17 protein-coding genes and 2 riboswitches are annotated in these 17,958 nt (G+C 28.7%); of the genes, 5 read left to right on the forward strand and 12 right to left on the reverse strand.

What is annotated here, in order from left to right; translation table 11 throughout:
- Window positions 1-73 precede the first annotated feature (73 nt).
- The 5 genes from CLTHE_RS14675 (at window position 74) to CLTHE_RS14655 (ending at window position 5,657) form a co-directional block, all read left to right on the forward strand.
- A complete protein-coding gene (locus tag CLTHE_RS14675) occupies window positions 74-1,024 on the forward strand; it encodes an MraY family glycosyltransferase (RefSeq protein ID WP_002597031.1) in 951 nt (316 codons plus the stop codon).
- 94 nt (window positions 1,025-1,118) lie between these two features.
- Window positions 1,119-1,209, forward strand: a riboswitch (SAM riboswitch).
- A 74-nt stretch (window positions 1,210-1,283) separates the two neighbouring features.
- On the forward strand, window positions 1,284-2,150 hold the full coding sequence (locus CLTHE_RS14670) for a methylenetetrahydrofolate reductase (RefSeq protein ID WP_080024100.1): 867 nt from the start codon (window positions 1,284-1,286) through the stop codon (window positions 2,148-2,150).
- A gap of 13 nt (window positions 2,151-2,163) precedes the next feature.
- Window positions 2,164-2,616, forward strand: coding sequence for an S-ribosylhomocysteine lyase (locus tag CLTHE_RS14665; RefSeq protein ID WP_080024101.1), 453 nt, complete (start codon window positions 2,164-2,166; stop codon window positions 2,614-2,616).
- Window positions 2,609-3,280 (forward strand): vitamin B12 dependent-methionine synthase activation domain-containing protein, encoded by a 672-nt coding sequence (locus tag CLTHE_RS14660; RefSeq protein ID WP_080024102.1) that lies wholly within the window; start codon window positions 2,609-2,611, stop codon window positions 3,278-3,280. The genes CLTHE_RS14665 and CLTHE_RS14660 overlap by 8 nt, the downstream gene beginning before the upstream one ends.
- Window positions 3,267-5,657: a homocysteine S-methyltransferase family protein gene (locus CLTHE_RS14655; RefSeq protein WP_080024103.1), complete on the forward strand. Its 2,391-nt coding sequence runs from the start codon at window positions 3,267-3,269 to the stop codon at window positions 5,655-5,657. Before CLTHE_RS14660 ends, CLTHE_RS14655 begins: the two co-directional genes overlap by 14 nt.
- 266 nt (window positions 5,658-5,923) lie before the next feature.
- On the opposite strand, the gene CLTHE_RS14650 is transcribed toward CLTHE_RS14655, so the two are convergent.
- The 12 genes from CLTHE_RS14650 to CLTHE_RS14595 form a co-directional block, all read right to left on the reverse strand.
- Window positions 5,924-8,314 carry a homocysteine S-methyltransferase family protein gene (locus CLTHE_RS14650; RefSeq protein ID WP_080024103.1) on the reverse strand — a complete coding sequence of 797 codons (2,391 nt, stop codon included), beginning with the start codon at window positions 8,312-8,314 and terminating at the stop codon, window positions 5,924-5,926.
- On the reverse strand, window positions 8,301-8,972 hold the full coding sequence (locus CLTHE_RS14645) for a vitamin B12 dependent-methionine synthase activation domain-containing protein (RefSeq protein ID WP_080024102.1): 672 nt from the start codon (window positions 8,970-8,972) through the stop codon (window positions 8,301-8,303). The genes CLTHE_RS14650 and CLTHE_RS14645 overlap by 14 nt, the downstream gene beginning before the upstream one ends.
- Entirely contained in the window at window positions 8,965-9,417 is a 453-nt protein-coding gene (locus CLTHE_RS14640) for an S-ribosylhomocysteine lyase (RefSeq protein ID WP_080024101.1), read from the reverse strand. Before CLTHE_RS14640 ends, CLTHE_RS14645 begins: the two co-directional genes overlap by 8 nt.
- A gap of 13 nt (window positions 9,418-9,430) precedes the next feature.
- Window positions 9,431-10,297 carry a methylenetetrahydrofolate reductase gene (locus CLTHE_RS14635; RefSeq protein ID WP_080024100.1) on the reverse strand — a complete coding sequence of 289 codons (867 nt, stop codon included), beginning with the start codon at window positions 10,295-10,297 and terminating at the stop codon, window positions 9,431-9,433.
- A 74-nt stretch (window positions 10,298-10,371) separates the two neighbouring features.
- Window positions 10,372-10,462, reverse strand: a riboswitch (SAM riboswitch).
- A 94-nt stretch (window positions 10,463-10,556) separates the two neighbouring features.
- Window positions 10,557-11,507: an MraY family glycosyltransferase gene (locus CLTHE_RS14630; protein ID WP_002597031.1), complete on the reverse strand. Its 951-nt coding sequence runs from the start codon at window positions 11,505-11,507 to the stop codon at window positions 10,557-10,559.
- 207 nt (window positions 11,508-11,714) lie between these two features.
- Window positions 11,715-12,356: a V-type ATP synthase subunit D gene (locus tag CLTHE_RS14625; protein ID WP_002597030.1), complete on the reverse strand. Its 642-nt coding sequence runs from the start codon at window positions 12,354-12,356 to the stop codon at window positions 11,715-11,717.
- A gap of 3 nt (window positions 12,357-12,359) precedes the next feature.
- The gene (locus CLTHE_RS14620) at window positions 12,360-13,739 is read right to left on the reverse strand and encodes a V-type ATP synthase subunit B (RefSeq protein ID WP_002597029.1); all 1,380 of its coding nucleotides are present in this window, start codon (window positions 13,737-13,739) and stop codon (window positions 12,360-12,362) included.
- On the reverse strand, window positions 13,732-15,510 hold the full coding sequence (locus tag CLTHE_RS14615; protein WP_080024099.1) for a V-type ATP synthase subunit A: 1,779 nt from the start codon (window positions 15,508-15,510) through the stop codon (window positions 13,732-13,734). The genes CLTHE_RS14620 and CLTHE_RS14615 overlap by 8 nt, the downstream gene beginning before the upstream one ends.
- 17 nt (window positions 15,511-15,527) lie before the next feature.
- Complete coding sequence (locus CLTHE_RS14610; protein WP_040413892.1) at window positions 15,528-15,839, reverse strand: V-type ATP synthase subunit F; 312 nt, start codon at window positions 15,837-15,839, stop codon at window positions 15,528-15,530.
- The gene (locus CLTHE_RS14605) at window positions 15,832-16,833 is read right to left on the reverse strand and encodes a V-type ATP synthase subunit C (RefSeq protein ID WP_080024098.1); all 1,002 of its coding nucleotides are present in this window, start codon (window positions 16,831-16,833) and stop codon (window positions 15,832-15,834) included. The genes CLTHE_RS14610 and CLTHE_RS14605 overlap by 8 nt, the downstream gene beginning before the upstream one ends.
- An 11-nt stretch (window positions 16,834-16,844) precedes the next feature.
- The gene (locus CLTHE_RS14600) at window positions 16,845-17,435 is read right to left on the reverse strand and encodes a V-type ATP synthase subunit E (RefSeq protein ID WP_080024097.1); all 591 of its coding nucleotides are present in this window, start codon (window positions 17,433-17,435) and stop codon (window positions 16,845-16,847) included.
- Between the two features lie 16 nt (window positions 17,436-17,451).
- Entirely contained in the window at window positions 17,452-17,943 is a 492-nt protein-coding gene (locus CLTHE_RS14595) for a V-type ATP synthase subunit K (RefSeq protein WP_002597024.1), read from the reverse strand.
- Window positions 17,944-17,958 lie beyond the last annotated feature (15 nt).

Consider the following 17,958-nt stretch of genomic DNA (forward strand, 5'->3'; position numbering starts at 1 on the left):
AAGATAATAATAGTATAATCGAGGGTAGTAGTTAATAATCTATATACAATACATGAATGTTAAGGAGAAAATTATGGATTATTTAATAGAGTTTGTATGTGCTTTAATTATAACAGTAATAGCCATACCTATACTTATGAAATTATCATATAAATTTAAATTTACAGATAAACCAACAAAAAGAAAGCAGCATAAAAAAATAACACCTCTTTGTGGTGGAGTTGCAATGTACATAGGATTTTTTTCAGTGTACTTTTTTACTGGAGATGTAGATAAAAGGAAGATTTTTATATTCATAGGGTCTACAATGATACTTTTAATAGGTCTTGTAGACGATTTTTATAAATCAAAGGGAAAAGAATTTAAGATAGCTCCAAGATTAATTGTACAAATACTGTCAGCAGTATTAGTATATAATGCAGGAGTAGCTTTTAGAGGTTTTACAAATCCTTTTAGTGGAGAGTATATTGTGTTAAATCACACACTTCAATTTATATTAAGTATAACTTGGATTTTTGGAGTTACAACAGTTATAAATTGGTCTGATGGGATGGATGGACTAGCGGGAGGAATATCTCTTGTTTCATCAATAACATTTTTTATTGCAGCAATTATATTAGGTCAAGTTGACTCTGCAAATGTTTCAATAGTAATAGCTGGAACATTAATTGGATTTTTAATATTCAATGTACATCCTGCTAAAATATTTATGGGAGATTCTGGAGCAAACTTTTTAGGATTCATTTTGAGTATAATAGCTTTAGATGGAGCTTTCAAACAAGCTACTGTTTTAAGTATACTACTACCAATATTAGCTTTAGCTGTACCTATATTTGATAATATTTTTGTTATAATAAAAAGATATAGTGAAGGAAAAGCAGTTTATGAAGCAGATAGAAGTCAAATACACTTTAGATTAGAAGCTAAAGGTTTTACTCCAAAACAAACTGTGAGTTGTATAGTTGGAATAAGTATAATGTGTAGTATTATATCAATATTATTATTATTTTATAATCATTTTTAAGCAAAATTTTTGAGAAGGCAATAGCCTTCTTTTTAATTTATATAAAAAGATATATTTACAAAAAAAGGAATATAATATATAATAATAAAAAATAAACTTATCAAGAGTGGTGGAGGGACTGGCCCTATGAAACCCGGCAACCTACATTTAATTTATGTGTGGTGCTAAATCCAAGAAGATAAGGAATTTTATTTAAGATTATAAAAAGTCTTAGGGAAATATCCTTAAGACTTTTTTTATATAAAAAGGGGGTAAAATATTGAGAATTAGAGATTTATTTAATGAAAAAAAGTTGGTTTTTTCTTTTGAGGTCTTTCCACCTAAAAATACGTCTCCAGTAAAAAGTATATATAATGCTTTAAATGAGTTAAGTGAATTAAATCCAGATTTTATAAGTGTAACATATGGTGCAGGAGGGACAAGTGTAAATAATAAAACTACAGAAATATCATCACTTATAAAAAATGTTTATAAAATAGAAGCTTTAGCACATCTTACTAGCATGGGAGCAAAAAAAGAAAATATAGATTTTATAAAGGAAAGATTGGCTCTTGAAGGAGTAGAAAATATACTTGCACTTAGAGGGGATAAAAAAGAAGAATGTAATAGTGGAGATTTTTTATATGCAAGTAATCTGATGAATCATTTAAGAGAAGATTTTAATATAATAGGTGCTTGTTATCCAGAAGGTCATATAGAAAATAAATCTATAGATTTAGAGATAGATAATATGAAGAGAAAAGAAGAAAATGGATGTAGCAGTTTTATAAGTCAATTATTTTTTTCAAATGAAACATATTATGAATTCTTAGAAAAAGCTAGAAATAGTGGTGTTAAAGCCCCTATTCAAGCAGGTATAATGCCAGTTATAAATAAAAAGCAAATTCAAAGGATAGGAAATCTTTGTGGAGCCTATATTCCATTAAAATTTAAAAAAATAATGAATAGATATGAGTATAATCCAGAAGCGTTAAGAGAAGCTGGGATAGCATATGCTGTAGAACAAATAATTGATCTTTCATCAAGTTCAGTAGATGGAATTCATCTTTATACAATGAATAATCCATATGTAGCGAAAAAAATAAAAGAAAATATAAAAACAGTATTAAAAGCAGTTAATGAGTAAAGGGGATAGAATTATGAATAAAGTAGAAAGTTTTGAATTAGATCACAGAAAAGTAAAAGCACCATATATAAGAAAGTGTTGTGCTCTTGTTGGAGAAAAAGGAGATACAGTAAGTAAATTTGATATAAGATTTCTTCAACCAAATAAAGAAAGTTTTGGAACAGCAGCAATGCATGGGTTAGAACATTTATTAGCTCATTTTTTAAGAGAAAATTTAGAAGGTATAATTGATTTTTCACCTATGGGATGTAGAACAGGATTTTATTTGAGTATTTGGGGAAATCGAGAGTGTGAAGAAATAAAGAAAGCTTTAGAAATTGGATTACAAAAAGTATTAAAAGCTACGGTTATTCCTGCTAATAATGAGATTCAATGTGGAAATTATAAGGATTTATCTTTATTTGGAGCACAAGAATATGCAAAAGAAGCTTTAAACAAAGGATTTTCATTAAATATATATGGATAAGTTGAAAATTCCAAAAGAAGAAGTTTTAAGATATTTAGGGTATAGAAATCAAGATATAGATGAAGAGTTAATAATAAAAATAGATAAAATAAGAAGAGAAAGTATTTTAGTATTTAGACCTAAAAATGTTTTTTCACTTCATAAGATAGAAATAAAAGATAAAAAGATATTTGTAGATAAAACAAATCTTGTAATACAAAGTAATGATATGTTTAATTTACTTAAGGATTCAGATAGAATATATTTATTAGCGGTAACACTTGGAAATGATATAGAGCGTTTAACAAGAAAATATGAAAAAATTAGTATGATGGATGCAATTATTTTAGATGCTTGTGCAACGACTGCAATTGAAGAATATTGTGATAACTTAGAAAAATACTTAGAGAAAGAGTTAAAAGAAGGGGAGAGTTTTACCTTTAGATATAGTCCTGGTTATGGAGATTTATCTTTAGATATTCAAAATGATTTAGTAAATATATTAAATTGTGAAAGAACTATAGGTCTTAAAGTATCAGAGCATAAACTATTATTTCCTAGGAAATCAGTAACAGCAATATTGGGAATTACTAAAGGCGAGAAAAAGAGAAAATCCTGTTTAAATTGCTCAAATTATGATAATTGTATTTACAAAAGGGAAGGTGATATTTGTGGATGTTATTAAATATATAGAAGAAAATATATTAGTATTTGATGGTGCTATGGGAACAATACTTCAAAAGAAAGGTTTAAAGCTTGGAGAAAATCCAGAAACTTTAAATATAGAAAATAGAGAAATAATTCTAGACATACACAAAGAGTATATTAAAAATGGAGCAAATGTTATAACAACAAATACATTTGGAAGTAATGAATTAAAGTTAAAAAGGACAAATTATTCTGTTGAAGATATAATTTATGCTGGTGTTGATATAGCAAAAGAAGCAGTAAAGGGAACTGATACTTTAATTGCATTAGATATAGGACCTATAGGAGAACTTTTAGCTCCTATGGGAACTCTTAAATTTGAAAGAGCCATTGAAATATTTAAGAGGGAAATTGAGGCAGGAGTAAAATCAGGAGTAGATTTAATATTAATTGAAACAATGACAGATCTTTATGAAGTAAAAGCTGCTATAATTGCTGCCAAAGAAACTTGCAATTTACCTATTTTTTGTACTATGACTTTTGAAGAGGATGGAAGAACTTTTACTGGCTGTTTACCAGAAAGTATGTGCATAACTTTAGAGTCTTTGGGAGTTAATGCTGTTGGAATAAATTGTTCTTTAGGACCAAAAGAATTAAAAGATATAGTTGAAAGAGTTATAAATACTACTAATTTACCAGTAATAATACAACCAAATGCGGGACTTCCTAAAATAATAAATGGACAAACAGTTTTTACTATAGATGAAAAAGAATTTAGTAGATATGTAGAAGAATATGTAAAGTTAGGAGTATCAATAATAGGTGGATGTTGTGGAACAAATCCTAAGTTTATAAAAGAATTAGCTTCTATAAGAGAAAAATATAAAAGAGTAAAAAGAGATTATATAAAGCAATATGCTGTATGTTCACCATCAAAAGTTGTTTTTATAGATGAGCCGAAGATTATAGGAGAAAGAATAAATCCTACTGGGAAAAAGAAATTTAAAGAGGCTTTAATAAAAGGTGATATAGATTATATTTTAAATCAAGGATTAGAACAAGTTGAAGGTGGAGCAGACATTCTTGATGTAAATGTAGGACTTCCTGAAATAAATGAAAAGGAAGTTATGAAAAAAGCAATTGAAGAATTACAATGTATTATAGATTTACCTTTGCAAATAGATTCAAATAAAAAAGATGTAATAGAAGCTGGACTTAGAACTTATAATGGAAAACCAATAGTAAATTCTGTTAATGGAGATATGGAGTGTTTAGAAGAGATACTTCCTTTAGTTAAAAAATATGGAGGAGCAGTAGTTGGTTTAACCTTAGATAAGGAAGGAATAAAAAATAAGGCAGAAGAGAGATTAGAAATCGCAGATAGAATAATAAAAAAAGCTTTAGAATTTGGAATAAAAATAGAAGATATTTATATAGACTGTCTTTGTTTAACAGCTTCAGCACAACAAGAAGAAGTTATGGAAACTCTTAAAGGAATAAAATTAGTAAAAGAAAAATATGGAGTTAAAACTCTTTTAGGAGTATCTAATATATCTTTTGGATTGCCAAATAGACAACTTATAAATGAAACTTTTTTAGCATTGGCATTAGGAGCAGGATTAGATTTACCTATTATGAATCCAAATTCACAGGGAATGATGGATGTAATAAATTCTTTTAAGGTTTTAAATAATAATGATAAAAAAGCTCAAAATTATATAGAGAAATATGGGAACTTAAAAATAGAAAGAAAAATATCTAGTGGAAATGAAACAAAAAAGAAAATTGAAGAAGAAATTTCTTTAGAAAATGCTATTTTAAAAGGACTTAAGGGAAAAACTAAAACAATAACAGAAGACCTTTTAAAAGAAAAAACAGAATTAGATATTGTAAATGAATATCTAATTCCTTCATTAGATAAAGTGGGAGAAAAATTTGAAAAAGGAATAATATTTCTTCCACAACTTATTCAAGCTGCTGAAACAGTTAAAATATCTTTTGATATTATAAAGGATAGATTATCTGTAAATAACCATAAAAATGTTTCAAAAGGAAAAATAATTCTTGCTACAGTTAAAGGAGATATTCATGATATAGGAAAAAATATAGTTAAAGTTATTTTAGAAAACTATGGATATGAAATATTAGATTTAGGAAAAGATGTTCCAATTGAAATTATAGTAGAAAAAGCTTTAAATGAAAAAGTTAAATTAGTAGGATTAAGTGCATTAATGACTACTACAGTAAAATCAATGGAGGATACAATAATAGCATTAAAAGAAAATGGCTATAAAGGAAGTATAATGGTTGGAGGAGCAGTTCTTACGAAAGATTATGCAGAAAAAATAGGGGCAACATATTATGCTAAAGATGCAAAAGAATCAGTAAATATAGCAAAGAAAGTTTTTGAATAAAATAAAGATATTAAATATTACTAATAATTAATAAAAATCCCTCAGCTTAAAGCTGGGGGATTAATTTTTTATTTTTAAGTAATTTTCTAAAAAATAAATATATATTAAGATTAAAATAAAGAGGATATCTAATATTAGATATCCTCTTTATTTTAATCTTAATATATATTTATTTTTTAGAAAATTACTTAAAAATAAAAAATTAATCCCCCAGCTTTAAGCTGAGGGATTTTTATTAATTATTAGTAATATTTAATATCTTTATTTTATTCAAAAACTTTCTTTGCTATATTTACTGATTCTTTTGCATCTTTAGCATAATATGTTGCCCCTATTTTTTCTGCATAATCTTTCGTAAGAACTGCTCCTCCAACCATTATACTTCCTTTATAGCCATTTTCTTTTAATGCTATTATTGTATCCTCCATTGATTTTACTGTAGTAGTCATTAATGCACTTAATCCTACTAATTTAACTTTTTCATTTAAAGCTTTTTCTACTATAATTTCAATTGGAACATCTTTTCCTAAATCTAATATTTCATATCCATAGTTTTCTAAAATAACTTTAACTATATTTTTTCCTATATCATGAATATCTCCTTTAACTGTAGCAAGAATTATTTTTCCTTTTGAAACATTTTTATGGTTATTTACAGATAATCTATCCTTTATAATATCAAAAGATATTTTAACTGTTTCAGCAGCTTGAATAAGTTGTGGAAGAAATATTATTCCTTTTTCAAATTTTTCTCCCACTTTATCTAATGAAGGAATTAGATATTCATTTACAATATCTAATTCTGTTTTTTCTTTTAAAAGGTCTTCTGTTATTGTTTTAGTTTTTCCCTTAAGTCCTTTTAAAATAGCATTTTCTAAAGAAATTTCTTCTTCAATTTTCTTTTTTGTTTCATTTCCACTAGATATTTTTCTTTCTATTTTTAAGTTCCCATATTTCTCTATATAATTTTGAGCTTTTTTATCATTATTATTTAAAACCTTAAAAGAATTTATTACATCCATCATTCCCTGTGAATTTGGATTCATAATAGGTAAATCTAATCCTGCTCCTAATGCCAATGCTAAAAAAGTTTCATTTATAAGTTGTCTATTTGGCAATCCAAAAGATATATTAGATACTCCTAAAAGAGTTTTAACTCCATATTTTTCTTTTACTAATTTTATTCCTTTAAGAGTTTCCATAACTTCTTCTTGTTGTGCTGAAGCTGTTAAACAAAGACAGTCTATATAAATATCTTCTATTTTTATTCCAAATTCTAAAGCTTTTTTTATTATTCTATCTGCGATTTCTAATCTCTCTTCTGCCTTATTTTTTATTCCTTCCTTATCTAAGGTTAAACCAACTACTGCTCCTCCATATTTTTTAACTAAAGGAAGTATCTCTTCTAAACACTCCATATCTCCATTAACAGAATTTACTATTGGTTTTCCATTATAAGTTCTAAGTCCAGCTTCTATTACATCTTTTTTATTTGAATCTATTTGCAAAGGTAAATCTATAATACATTGTAATTCTTCAATTGCTTTTTTCATAACTTCCTTTTCATTTATTTCAGGAAGTCCTACATTTACATCAAGAATGTCTGCTCCACCTTCAACTTGTTCTAATCCTTGATTTAAAATATAATCTATATCACCTTTTATTAAAGCCTCTTTAAATTTCTTTTTCCCAGTAGGATTTATTCTTTCTCCTATAATCTTCGGCTCATCTATAAAAACAACTTTTGATGGTGAACATACAGCATATTGCTTTATATAATCTCTTTTTACTCTTTTATATTTTTCTCTTATAGAAGCTAATTCTTTTATAAACTTAGGATTTGTTCCACAACATCCACCTATTATTGATACTCCTAACTTTACATATTCTTCTACATATCTACTAAATTCTTTTTCATCTATAGTAAAAACTGTTTGTCCATTTATTATTTTAGGAAGTCCCGCATTTGGTTGTATTATTACTGGTAAATTAGTAGTATTTATAACTCTTTCAACTATATCTTTTAATTCTTTTGGTCCTAAAGAACAATTTATTCCAACAGCATTAACTCCCAAAGACTCTAAAGTTATGCACATACTTTCTGGTAAACAGCCAGTAAAAGTTCTTCCATCCTCTTCAAAAGTCATAGTACAAAAAATAGGTAAATTGCAAGTTTCTTTGGCAGCAATTATAGCAGCTTTTACTTCATAAAGATCTGTCATTGTTTCAATTAATATTAAATCTACTCCTGATTTTACTCCTGCCTCAATTTCCCTCTTAAATATTTCAATGGCTCTTTCAAATTTAAGAGTTCCCATAGGAGCTAAAAGTTCTCCTATAGGTCCTATATCTAATGCAATTAAAGTATCAGTTCCCTTTACTGCTTCTTTTGCTATATCAACACCAGCATAAATTATATCTTCAACAGAATAATTTGTCCTTTTTAACTTTAATTCATTACTTCCAAATGTATTTGTTGTTATAACATTTGCTCCATTTTTAATATACTCTTTGTGTATGTCTAGAATTATTTCTCTATTTTCTATATTTAAAGTTTCTGGATTTTCTCCAAGCTTTAAACCTTTCTTTTGAAGTATTGTTCCCATAGCACCATCAAATACTAATATATTTTCTTCTATATATTTAATAACATCCACAAATATCACCTTCCCTTTTGTAAATACAATTATCATAATTTGAGCAATTTAAACAGGATTTTCTCTTTTTCTCGCCTTTAGTAATTCCCAATATTGCTGTTACTGATTTCCTAGGAAATAATAGTTTATGCTCTGATACTTTAAGACCTATAGTTCTTTCACAATTTAATATATTTACTAAATCATTTTGAATATCTAAAGATAAATCTCCATAACCAGGACTATATCTAAAGGTAAAACTCTCCCCTTCTTTTAACTCTTTCTCTAAGTATTTTTCTAAGTTATCACAATATTCTTCAATTGCAGTCGTTGCACAAGCATCTAAAATAATTGCATCCATCATACTAATTTTTTCATATTTTCTTGTTAAACGCTCTATATCATTTCCAAGTGTTACCGCTAATAAATATATTCTATCTGAATCCTTAAGTAAATTAAACATATCATTACTTTGTATTACAAGATTTGTTTTATCTACAAATATCTTTTTATCTTTTATTTCTATCTTATGAAGTGAAAAAACATTTTTAGGTCTAAATACTAAAATACTTTCTCTTCTTATTTTATCTATTTTTATTATTAACTCTTCATCTATATCTTGATTTCTATACCCTAAATATCTTAAAACTTCTTCTTTTGGAATTTTCAACTTATCCATATATATTTAATGAAAATCCTTTGTTTAAAGCTTCTTTTGCATATTCTTGTGCTCCAAATAAAGATAAATCCTTATAATTTCCACATTGAATCTCATTATTAGCAGGAATAACCGTAGCTTTTAATACTTTTTGTAATCCAATTTCTAAAGCTTTCTTTATTTCTTCACACTCTCGATTTCCCCAAATACTCAAATAAAATCCTGTTCTACATCCCATAGGTGAAAAATCAATTATACCTTCTAAATTTTCTCTTAAAAAATGAGCTAATAAATGTTCTAACCCATGCATTGCTGCTGTTCCAAAACTTTCTTTATTTGGTTGAAGAAATCTTATATCAAATTTACTTACTGTATCTCCTTTTTCTCCAACAAGAGCACAACACTTTCTTATATATGGTGCTTTTACTTTTCTGTGATCTAATTCAAAACTTTCTACTTTATTCATAATTCTATCCCCTTTACTCATTAACTGCTTTTAATACTGTTTTTATATTTTCTTTTATTTTTTTCGCTACATATGGATTATTCATTGTATAAAGATGAATTCCATCTACTGAACTTGATGAAAGATCAATTATTTGTTCTACAGCATATGCTATCCCAGCTTCTCTTAACGCTTCTGGATTATACTCATATCTATTCATTATTTTTTTAAATTTTAATGGAATATAGGCTCCACAAAGATTTCCTATCCTTTGAATTTGCTTTTTATTTATAACTGGCATTATACCTGCTTGAATAGGGGCTTTAACACCACTATTTCTAGCTTTTTCTAAGAATTCATAATATGTTTCATTTGAAAAAAATAATTGACTTATAAAACTGCTACATCCATTTTCTTCTTTTCTCTTCATATTATCTATCTCTAAATCTATAGATTTATTTTCTATATGACCTTCTGGATAACAAGCACCTATTATATTAAAATCTTCTCTTAAATGATTCATCAGATTACTTGCATATAAAAAATCTCCACTATTACATTCTTCTTTTTTATCCCCTCTAAGTGCAAGTATATTTTCTACTCCTTCAAGAGCCAATCTTTCCTTTATAAAATCTATATTTTCTTTTTTTGCTCCCATGCTAGTAAGATGTGCTAAAGCTTCTATTTTATAAACATTTTTTATAAGTGATGATATTTCTGTAGTTTTATTATTTACACTTGTCCCTCCTGCACCATATGTTACACTTATAAAATCTGGATTTAATTCACTTAACTCATTTAAAGCATTATATATACTTTTTACTGGAGACGTATTTTTAGGTGGAAAGACCTCAAAAGAAAAAACCAACTTTTTTTCATTAAATAAATCTCTAATTCTCAATATTTTACCCCCTTTTTATATAAAAAAAGTCTTAAGGATATTTCCCTAAGACTTTTTATAATCTTAAATAAAATTCCTTATCTTCTTGGATTTAGCACCACACATAAATTAAATGTAGGTTGCCGGGTTTCATAGGGCCAGTCCCTCCACCACTCTTGATAAGTTTATTTTTTATTATTATATATTATATTCCTTTTTTTGTAAATATATCTTTTTATATAAATTAAAAAGAAGGCTATTGCCTTCTCAAAAATTTTGCTTAAAAATGATTATAAAATAATAATAATATTGATATAATACTACACATTATACTTATTCCAACTATACAACTCACAGTTTGTTTTGGAGTAAAACCTTTAGCTTCTAATCTAAAGTGTATTTGACTTCTATCTGCTTCATAAACTGCTTTTCCTTCACTATATCTTTTTATTATAACAAAAATATTATCAAATATAGGTACAGCTAAAGCTAATATTGGTAGTAGTATACTTAAAACAGTAGCTTGTTTGAAAGCTCCATCTAAAGCTATTATACTCAAAATGAATCCTAAAAAGTTTGCTCCAGAATCTCCCATAAATATTTTAGCAGGATGTACATTGAATATTAAAAATCCAATTAATGTTCCAGCTATTACTATTGAAACATTTGCAGAGTCAACTTGACCTAATATAATTGCTGCAATAAAAAATGTTATTGATGAAACAAGAGATATTCCTCCCGCTAGTCCATCCATCCCATCAGACCAATTTATAACTGTTGTAACTCCAAAAATCCAAGTTATACTTAATATAAATTGAAGTGTGTGATTTAACACAATATACTCTCCACTAAAAGGATTTGTAAAACCTCTAAAAGCTACTCCTGCATTATATACTAATACTGCTGACAGTATTTGTACAATTAATCTTGGAGCTATCTTAAATTCTTTTCCCTTTGATTTATAAAAATCGTCTACAAGACCTATTAAAAGTATCATTGTAGACCCTATGAATATAAAAATCTTCCTTTTATCTACATCTCCAGTAAAAAAGTACACTGAAAAAAATCCTATGTACATTGCAACTCCACCACAAAGAGGTGTTATTTTTTTATGCTGCTTTCTTTTTGTTGGTTTATCTGTAAATTTAAATTTATATGATAATTTCATAAGTATAGGTATGGCTATTACTGTTATAATTAAAGCACATACAAACTCTATTAAATAATCCATAATTTTCTCCTTAACATTCATGTATTGTATATAGATTATTAACTACTACCCTCGATTATACTATTATTATCTTTTATTCGCAATTATTTATCATAATTTTAATTTACTTGTAATATTATAATGAATATTTTTCTTTTAATTAAAAATACTCTAGAAAAATCTAGAGTATTTTAAAAAATATGAATATTTTTCTTTTAATTAAAAACATTAACCTCTTTGCTCTATCATGCTCTTAACTTTCATAAGTCTTGTTAAAGCACTTCTTTCATTTTCATCAAGCTTCATTCTAATATACTTGATAGTTTCTTGTAATTGAGGTATTGTCATATATTCAAGGGCGTTAACTCTTCTCCTTGTTTTCTCAATTTCATCAGCCATTAACTGACATGACTTTTCTACTTCTGCTAATTCTAAAAGTTTTGGAACTATTCCATAAAGTTTTGTTAACGCATCATCTAATTCTGATGATGTATTGGCAAATCCATAAGGGAATATGCTTCCTTCATCACCTTCTAGTTGTCTTTTAAAATTCATAACAGGTACATTAACACTCATTATGTTTTTACTTCCAACATCTACTGTGATATTTTCTTTTGGGTAAGCAATTGCTTCCTCTAGAAACTCTGAACTCATAACAGCTCTAGCCATAACAAAATCTTTTAAAGAACCTTGAAGTTCTTTTTCAACTTCTTGTCTTATTGTATTGTTATATTTAACTAGATTGATGAATTGTCTCATTAACTCATCTTGCTTATCCTTTAGAAGCTTATGCCCTCTTGTAGCTGTAGTTAATCTTTTCTTCAGCTTAGAAAGCTCCATTCTTGTAGGATTAACATTTAATCTTGCCATAGATTATTCTTCCTCTCTTGGCATATATTTTTCTAAATATTCATCTCTAATTCTCTTAAGCTCAGTTTTTGGAAGAAGCTTAAGTAATTTCCAACCTGTATTTAATGTTTCTTCTATAGTTCTGTTTGCAGTAAATCCTTGTGAAACATATTCATTTTCAAAAGCCTCTGCAAATTTAGCAAATGCTTTATCTGTATCTGATAATGCAGATTCACCTAAGATAGCTGATAATTCTTTCGCTTGCTTACCTTGTGCATAAGCTGAGAATAATTGGTTCATTGTATCAGCATGATCTTCTCTTGTCTTACCTTTTCCAATTCCTTTATCTTTAAGTCTTGAAAGTGATGGTAAAACATCTATTGGAGGCATAATTCCTCTCTTATATAATTCTCTTGAAAGAATTATTTGTCCTTCTGTAATATATCCAGTTAGGTCTGGAATTGGGTGAGTTTTATCTTCTTCTGGCATTGTAAGAATTGGAATTTGAGTGATTGATCCTTCTTTACCTCTAAGTCTTCCTGCTCTTTCATATAATGTTGAAAGGTCAGTGTATAAGTATCCTGGATATCCTCTTCTTCCTGGAACTTCTTTTCTTGCAGCTGATACTTCTCTTAATGCTTCAGCATAGTTAGTTATATCAGTTAAGATAACAAGTACGTGCATTCCTTTTTCATAAGCAAGGAATTCAGCAGTTGTTAATGCCATTCTTGGAGTAGCTATTCTTTCAATAGCTGGATCAGAAGCTAAGTTCATAAATAAAACTGATCTATCTATAGCTCCAGTCTTTTTAAATTCATCTACGAAAAATTGTGCTTCTTCGAAAGTTATTCCAATTGCACCAAATACAACAGCAAATTTAGAATCTGAATTTAAAACCTTTGCTTGTCTTGCAATTTGAGCTGCAAGTTGAGCATGTGGAAGTCCCGCAGCTGAGAAAACTGGTAATTTTTGTCCTCTTACTAGAGTATTTAATCCATCAATTGCTGATATACCAGTTTGAATAAATTCTGATGGATAATCTCTAGCAACTGGATTTATAGCTTCTCCATTTATATCAAGTCTTTTTTCTGGAATTATTTTTGGCCCATTATCATTAGGTCTTCCCATTCCATCAAAGACTCTTCCAAGCATATCTTCTGAAACACCTAATTCAAGAGGTCTTCCTAAAAATCTTGCCTTAGTTCCTTTTAAGTTAATTCCTGAAGAACCTTCGAAAATCTGTACCATAGCTTTTGAACCATTAACTTCAAGTACTTTACCTTTTCTCATTTCTCCATTTTGTAATTCTATTTCAACTAACTCGTCGTATTTAACTCCTTCAACGCCTTCAACCGCCATTAAAGGTCCTACAACTTCTGTTACTGTTCTATATTCTTTAAGCATCTAGAACCCCTCCCTCACTGATTAATTTATCCATTTCAGCAGTTAATTCAACGCCTATTTCATCTATCTTATTAATGTTTTCTTCTGATATATATTTAGATCTCGCAATCTTATCTCTTATTTCATCCATTTTAAGGATTTTATCTAAATAAACTCCTGCTTTTAAAGCTCTTTCAGCTTCAACTTGGAATTGAAGTATAAGTTTTAACATTTTGTGTTGCTTATTTAAAGAAGCATATGTGTCAATTTCATGGAAAGCATTTTGTTGTAAATAATCCTCTCTTAATGACTTAGCAACCTCTAATTTTAATCTATCTCCTTCTGAAAGAGCATCTATACCAACAAGTCTAACAATTTCTTGAAGGTTTGATTCTTCTTGAAGTAATGACATAGCTTTTGTTCTAAGTGATGACCAATCGCTTGCAACTTCTTCATCCATCCAAGCATCTATGTTATCTGCATATAATGAATATGAGTTTAACCAGTTAATTGATGGGAAGTGTCTTTGATATGCAAGATTTGCATCTAATCCCCAGAATACTTTAACTATTCTTAAAGTTGATTGCGTTACTGGCTCTGAAATATCTCCTCCAGGAGGTGAAACTGCTCCAATTGCTGTAACAGCTCCTTCCCTTCCATCTTTTCCAAGACAAATAACTTTTCCAGCTCTTTCATAATAATCTGCAAGTCTTGAACCAAGATATGCTGGATATCCTTCATCTCCAGGCATTTCTTCAAGTCTTCCTGACATTTCTCTTAATGCTTCTGCCCATCTTGATGTAGAGTCAGCCATTATTGAAACTGAATAACCCATATCTCTAAAATATTCTGCTATTGTTATACCAGTATAAATTGAAGCTTCTCTGGCAGCAACTGGCATATTTGAAGTGTTAGCTATAAGAACTGTTCTCTTCATTAAGCTTTCACCAGTCTTTGGATCTTTAAGTTCTGGGAACTCATTAAGAACGTCTGTCATCTCATTTCCACGCTCTCCACATCCAACATAAACAACTATTTCAGTATCTCCCCATTTAGCAACTTGGTGCTGAACAACTGTTTTTCCTGCTCCGAAAGGACCTGGAACTGCTGCTGCTCCACCTTTAGCAACTGGGAAGAAAGTATCTATAACTCTTTGTCCTGTAACCATTGGAGCTACTGGATTCATTTTACTTGCATATGGTCTACCTTTTCTTACTGGCCATTTTTGCATCATTGACAGTTCTTTATCACCTTTTTCTGTGTTTACTATACATACAGTTTCTTCAACATTGAACTCTCCAGCTTTTATACTTTTAATAGTACCTTTAACACCAAATGGCACCATAATCTTATGAAGAACAACTGCTGTTTCTTGAACTGTTCCAATTATATCTCCAGCTTCAACTTCGTCCCCCTCTTTTACTGTAGGAACAAACTTCCATATTCTTGATCTATTTAATGATTTAACTGAGACACCTTTTGTTAAAAATGGCGACTGAGCAGCCTCCATAAATGCATCTAGTGGTCTTTGTATTCCATCAAACATTGATTCAATAAGACCTGGTCCAAGTTCAACACTCAATGGTTCTCCAGTAGTTTGAACTGGATCTCCAGGACCTATACCTGAAGTTTCTTCATAAACCTGTATTGAAGCCTTATCTCCTCTCATTTCGATGATTTCACCGATAAGACCTTTTTCTCCTACTTTACATACATCATATATATTAGCTTCATCCATACCTTCAGCAACTACTAATGGTCCTGAAACTTTAATTATCTTTCCGATTTTCACCTTACCGACCTACCTTCCTATAAGATATTAACACCAACGGCTTTTTCCACATTGTCGCTAATTCTTTGCATTCCTATATTTAATGATCCTTGATTGCTTGGAATTAATATTACAGCTGGAAGAGTTACTCTATTGTATCTTTCAATAGTCTCTTCTATATTTTGTGCAACTTGTTCAGTTACAAATATTATTGCGTAATCACTCATTGCTAATTTATCTATTGTTTTTCTAGCTTCATCATCTTCAACTACTGGAAATACATCTATTCCTAAAGCTTTAAATGCTAAAACTGAATCTTTATCTCCAACAACTCCGATTTTCTTAGACATAAATATCACGCAACCTTTCTCTTATTACTTCAGATGCAATATTATTTAATTTACCAACCATTATTATTCTAACAACTTTTATTTCTGTTTCCTTTGCATAGATATAAGCAAGTACTGGTTCTGGTCCAAATGGTATAAATTTTGCTTCTTTCATAAGTTTCATTATATAGTTATCTACAAGTTTTTCTAATAGACTTGCTGAATTCGTTTTTGTAAATTCATCAATTCCTTCTCTTAACATTTCTGCATAATCAGTATGTGATAATTTTGAAACTATATTTTCAATTGAATCTGTAAGAAGCCCTTTTAAAACCTCTTTGTCTATTGAACCGCCTTTTATAATAACTTCTTCTAAGAAATCTCTTCCTTTATTTTGTTTCTTAACTCTTAAAAGCGTTTTTAAATTAGTAGAATCCACTAATACTCTAAGGTATTTATCTACAAATTTATCATTTATCTCTTTAGCTATATCATGAAGTTCTAAGAACATAAATCTATCTAATATAATATCTATTCTTTGAGGATCTTTATTTACTTCAAAATCCTCATTAGCTTTTATTACAGCTTCCTTCATTCTAATAGGTAAATCTCTTAAGTTATTATTCTCTACCATGTATTTAAGCTTGCTTAATTCCATTTTTCCAACTGGAATTAACATATTGCTAAAATCTTTTCTTAAGATTATTCCTTTTAAAATAACTTTTATATTATGGTAGTCATATTTTAAACTCATTATATCTATTAAAGATTTTGAAGGTGATGCACTATACATTAGTGCATACACTCTCTTAAGCTCACTGCTTAATATTTCTTCATAGTCTTCTGCTCTTTTTATACCTGTCATTACGTTGGCATATTCTGATTCTTGTAGAACTTTTAGAGCTTCATTTGCTGAATTACCATCTATCATTCTATCAAGTTTTGATTTATCAAGGAGTCTTGTTTCTAATACTCTAAGTCTTGGTATAACTTGAGTAAATTTCATTGAATCCATATTAATCCTCCTTAATTAAAAAGTATGTTTGCTACTTCAAATTCAAGCTCTTCTCTTAGTGATTGAACTAGAGCTTCAAATGTATAATTTATCTCTATTCCATTTTTTTCTAAGATAAAGCCACCTCTAAATTTTCCTTCACTTTGACTTAATTTAAGATTTCCTTTATCTTTAAGCTCATTATTTATTTCTTTAACGAAAGCTTCATTTATTGCTTTCTTTCCATTTACATTTAAAATTATATTTTCGTCTCCTTCTATATTTAAACTTAATATAGAACTTTTAACGAAATTTCTAAAGTCATTTTCATTCATTTGGCATAGGTTTTCCACGCTCATATTAAATACTTCGTCAATAACCTTCCCCTTTGAAAGTAACTTTTCATTTCTAACCTTTAATTCAGCACTTGAAAGTATTCTTTCTTTTCTTGTAGCGCTTTCTAATTTTGCTTTTTCTATCATTGAAGTTTTTAGCCTATTAGCTTCATCTCTTTTTTTAGTAATTATCTTATTTTTTTCTTCTTCTGCCTTAGCTAATATGCTACTTTTTCTTTCTTCTGCATCCTTTAAGATTTTAGAAGTTAGATTATTAACATTTGACATATCTTCACATCCCTAACTATTTAACGCTGAATACTAATAAGATTGATACAACGAATCCTAATAATGCGTAAGTTTCAACCATTGCCGCAAATATGATTCCTTTTGTAGTTTGCTCTGGCTTTTTAGCTAATATTTGAATACCTGATGCTGCAACTTTACCTTGAGCTATACCTGAGAATAAACCAGCAATTGCTATTGGTAAACAAGCGAAGAATAAGAATAAACCAGTTTTAAAGTCCATACCAGCACCGATTTTTAAGTAAACTAATAATCCGATAACGAATCCATATAACCCTTGAGTACCTGGTAATAATTGAAGAACTAACGCTTTACCAAATTTCTCTGGTTCTTCTGTCATTAATCCTGAAGCTGCTTCCCCTACTAGACCAACTCCTTTAGCTGAACCTATTCCTGATAATCCTACTGCTAATGCTACTCCTAATGCAGCAAATATAATTCCTCCATTTGCTCCAAAAAACTCAATCCATGTTGTAAATGTATTTTCCATTTTAAATCCTCCTAA

The organism is Clostridium thermobutyricum DSM 4928 (genome assembly GCF_002050515.1).
GTDB classification, from domain to species: domain Bacteria; phylum Bacillota; class Clostridia; order Clostridiales; family Clostridiaceae; genus Clostridium; species Clostridium thermobutyricum.

Excerpts from the sequence above, each read along its gene's own strand:
- CLTHE_RS14675 (WP_002597031.1), top strand. The coding sequence starts at position 74 with ATGGATTATTTAATAGAGTTTGTATGTGCTTTAATTATAACAGTAATA.
- CLTHE_RS14665 (WP_080024101.1), top strand. The coding sequence starts at position 2,164 with ATGAATAAAGTAGAAAGTTTTGAATTAGATCACAGAAAAGTAAAAGCA.
- CLTHE_RS14660 (WP_080024102.1), top strand. The coding sequence starts at position 2,609 with ATGGATAAGTTGAAAATTCCAAAAGAAGAAGTTTTAAGATATTTAGGG.
- CLTHE_RS14645 (WP_080024102.1), bottom strand. The coding sequence starts at position 8,972 with ATGGATAAGTTGAAAATTCCAAAAGAAGAAGTTTTAAGATATTTAGGG.
- CLTHE_RS14640 (WP_080024101.1), bottom strand. The coding sequence starts at position 9,417 with ATGAATAAAGTAGAAAGTTTTGAATTAGATCACAGAAAAGTAAAAGCA.
- CLTHE_RS14630 (WP_002597031.1), bottom strand. The coding sequence starts at position 11,507 with ATGGATTATTTAATAGAGTTTGTATGTGCTTTAATTATAACAGTAATA.
- CLTHE_RS14625 (WP_002597030.1), bottom strand. The coding sequence starts at position 12,356 with ATGGCAAGATTAAATGTTAATCCTACAAGAATGGAGCTTTCTAAGCTG.
- CLTHE_RS14620 (WP_002597029.1), bottom strand. The coding sequence starts at position 13,739 with ATGCTTAAAGAATATAGAACAGTAACAGAAGTTGTAGGACCTTTAATG.
- CLTHE_RS14610 (WP_040413892.1), bottom strand. The coding sequence starts at position 15,839 with ATGTCTAAGAAAATCGGAGTTGTTGGAGATAAAGATTCAGTTTTAGCA.
- CLTHE_RS14605 (WP_080024098.1), bottom strand. The coding sequence starts at position 16,833 with ATGGATTCAATGAAATTTACTCAAGTTATACCAAGACTTAGAGTATTA.
- CLTHE_RS14600 (WP_080024097.1), bottom strand. The coding sequence starts at position 17,435 with ATGTCAAATGTTAATAATCTAACTTCTAAAATCTTAAAGGATGCAGAA.
- CLTHE_RS14595 (WP_002597024.1), bottom strand. The coding sequence starts at position 17,943 with ATGGAAAATACATTTACAACATGGATTGAGTTTTTTGGAGCAAATGGA.